This is a genomic window from Dactylosporangium cerinum (assembly GCF_042653625.1).
In the GTDB taxonomy this organism is placed as follows: domain Bacteria; phylum Actinomycetota; class Actinomycetes; order Mycobacteriales; family Micromonosporaceae; genus Dactylosporangium; species Dactylosporangium cerinum.
Map to the genome: position 1 here is coordinate 1 of NZ_JBHSIU010000072.1, position 2,883 is coordinate 2,883.

The 2,883-nt window shown below is 69.3% G+C and carries 1 protein-coding gene; it reads left to right on the forward strand.

The annotated features are described in order from the left end of the window. A partial coding sequence (locus tag ACFPIJ_RS47245; RefSeq protein WP_380126055.1) for an acyltransferase domain-containing protein occupies nt 1–2,883 on the forward strand: 2,883 nt, incomplete at its 3' end.

The window sequence follows — 2,883 nt, forward strand, 5'->3', positions numbered from 1 at the left end:
TTGGAGCGGTGGGCTGGGGCGTTGTCGTTGGCTGCGGTGAACGGTCCGGCGTCGGTGGTGGTGTCGGGCCGGTCGGAGGCCTTGGAGGGGTTCGTGGCGCAGTGTCAGGCCGATGGGGTCAGGGCTCGCGCTGTTCCGGTGGATTACGCCTCGCATTCGGTGCAGATCGAGTCGATCCGGGCGGAGTTGTTGGAGGTGCTCGGGGATGTGGTGCCGGTTTCGGGTGGTGTGCCGTTCTATTCGACGGTGACCGGGGGTGTGTTGGATACGGCGGGGTTGGATGCGGGGTACTGGTATCGGAATTTGCGGCAGACGGTGGAGTTCGGGGACACGGTGGGGGTGTTGTTGGCGGAGGGGTGTCGGGTGTTCCTGGAGGTGAGTCCGCATCAGGTGTTGACTGGTGGGATTCAGGAGAGTTTCGACGCGGTGTTGGCTGTGCCCGCTGAGGGGACGGTGTTGGGTTCGTTGCGTCGGGATGAGTCGGATGTGCAGCGGCTGTTGTTGTCGATGGCGCAGGCGTTCACCGCTGGGGTGGGGGTGCGGTGGCCGGCGGTGTTCGCCGGAGTCCAGGGCACCCGGGTCGACCTGCCCACGTACGCGTTTCAGCGGGAACGGTTCTGGCTGCGGCCGGGAAGCCCAGCTGCCGGGGCCGGAGATGTGGCCGCGGCGGGGCTTGGGGCTGCCGGGCATCCGTTGCTGGGCGCGGTGACCGCGCTCGCGGAAGGCGACGGGGTGTTGTGGACCGGCAGGCTGTCGGCGCGCACGCATCCGTGGCTGGCCGATCACGTGATGGCCGGCGCGGTGCTGTTCCCTGGGACCGGTTTCGTGGAACTGGCGGTGTGTGCGGGGCAGCGGGCCGGTTGTGGAGTGTTGGAGGAGTTGACGCTGACCGCGCCGCTGGTGTTCTCCGGTGACGGCGCGGTCCAGGTGCAGGTGTGGGTCGGTGGACCGCAGGAGAAGTCGGGCCGCCGACCGGTCAACATCTACTCCCGCCCAGACACCGGTGAGGACTCGGGCGATGGCTGGGTGCGACACGCCACCGGCGTGCTGTCCCCCGCGATGCAGGCACCCGCGTTCGATCTGACCGTCTGGCCGCCTTCCGGTGCGGTCCCGGTGGACGTCGACGGCCTGTACGAGCAGTCGGCTGAGACCGGGTTCGGCTACGGGCCGACGTTCCAAGGTTTGCAGGCGGTGTGGCGCCGCGACGGCGAGGTGTTCGCCGAGGTCGCACTGCCGGAGCCGGCGGCGCAGGAGGCCGGTCTGTTCGGGATGCACCCGGCCCTGCTCGACGCGGCCCTGCACCCGGCCCTGCTCGACGCCGGCCTGCTCAAGGGCCTGCTCGAGGCTGAGCAGTCCGACGGCTCCGATGGCGACGACGGTGTACGGTTGCCGTTCGCATGGTCGGGGGTGTCGGTGTTCGCGGCCGGCGCCGCGGCGTTGCGGGTGCGGTTGACCCAGGCAGATGATGGCGGGCTCTCGCTGGACGTGGCTGACGGTGCCGGGGTGCCGGTGGCGGTGGTGGGGTCGCTGGTGGCCCGACCCGTTGCCGTCGAACAGTTGCATGCTGCCGCCGATGCGCACGGTGACCGGTTGTTCCAGGTCGACTGGGTGACGTCGACCGGTGTCGGGCCGGTGCCGGCGTCGGCGCGGTGGGCGGTGCTCGGCGCGGAAGGACCGGACGCGTCGGGGTTGGTCGGGGCGTTGCAGTCCGTCGGGGCGGGGGTGCAGCAGTATCCGGATCTGGCCGGGTTGCGCCAAGCGGTCGCCGATGGGGTGCCGATGCCAGATCTGGTGCTGGCCGCGGACATCCCGGTTTCTGCGGACGGTGAGGTCGGCGAGCGGGTGCGGGCGGTGACGGGTTGGGCGTTGGAGCTGGTGCAGTCGTGGCTGGCCGATGACCAGCTCGGCACGGCCCGGCTGGTGGTCCTGACCCGCAACGCGGTCGCCGTCGATGCCGGTGCCGGTGTCGGCGGTGTTGATGCGGTGCTGGCGCCGGTGTGGGGTTTGGTGCGCGCGGCGCAGTCGGAGAACCCGGACCGGATCGTGTTGGTGGATCTGGATGCCCGGTCGGCGTCGCGGCGTTCGTTGCCGGCCGTGTTGGGTGGGGACGAGCCACAGCTGGCGATCCGTGACGGTCATGCCTTCGCTCCCCGGTTGGTGCGGACGGCTGCCGACGCCATGTCGGTTCCTGTGGCTCCGTGGCGGCTGGATATCTCCAGCAGGGGAGTACTGGAAAACCTGGCGCTGGTGTCGTATGCGCAGACCGATGAGCCTGTTGAGGCTGGTCAGGTCCGGATTGCGGTGCATGCCTCGGGGGTCAATTTCCGTGACGTGCTCAACGCGTTGGATCTGTATCCGGATGGTCCGGGACCACTGGGTTTGGAGGGTGCGGGGACGGTCGTCGACGTCGGTGCCGGGGTGACCGATGTCGTGGTCGGTGATCGGGTGATGGGGCTGTTCGTGCAGGGCCTGCACTCGGTGGTGACCACGGATCACCGGCTGGTCGTGAAGATGCCCCCTGGGTGGTCGTTCACGACAGCGGCGTCGGTACCGGCGGTGTTCCTGACCGCGTACTACGCGTTGTACGACCTGGCTGGGTTGCGAGCCGGTGAGTCGGTGCTGATCCATGCCGCCAGCGGCGGTGTGGGGATGGCAGCCGTACAGCTGGCGAAGCATCTCGGCGCTGAGGTCTTCGGGACCGCGAGTGCGGGGAAGACCGCAGCGCTGCGAGCACTGGGCCTGCAAGGTGATCGTGTCGCATCGTCACGGACGCTGGACTTCGAGGAGCAGTTCCTGACGGCGACGCGGGGCCGGGGCATGGATGTCGTGCTGAACTCCCTGGCCCGGGAGTTCGTTGACGCCTCGCTGCGGACCTTGCCGGCG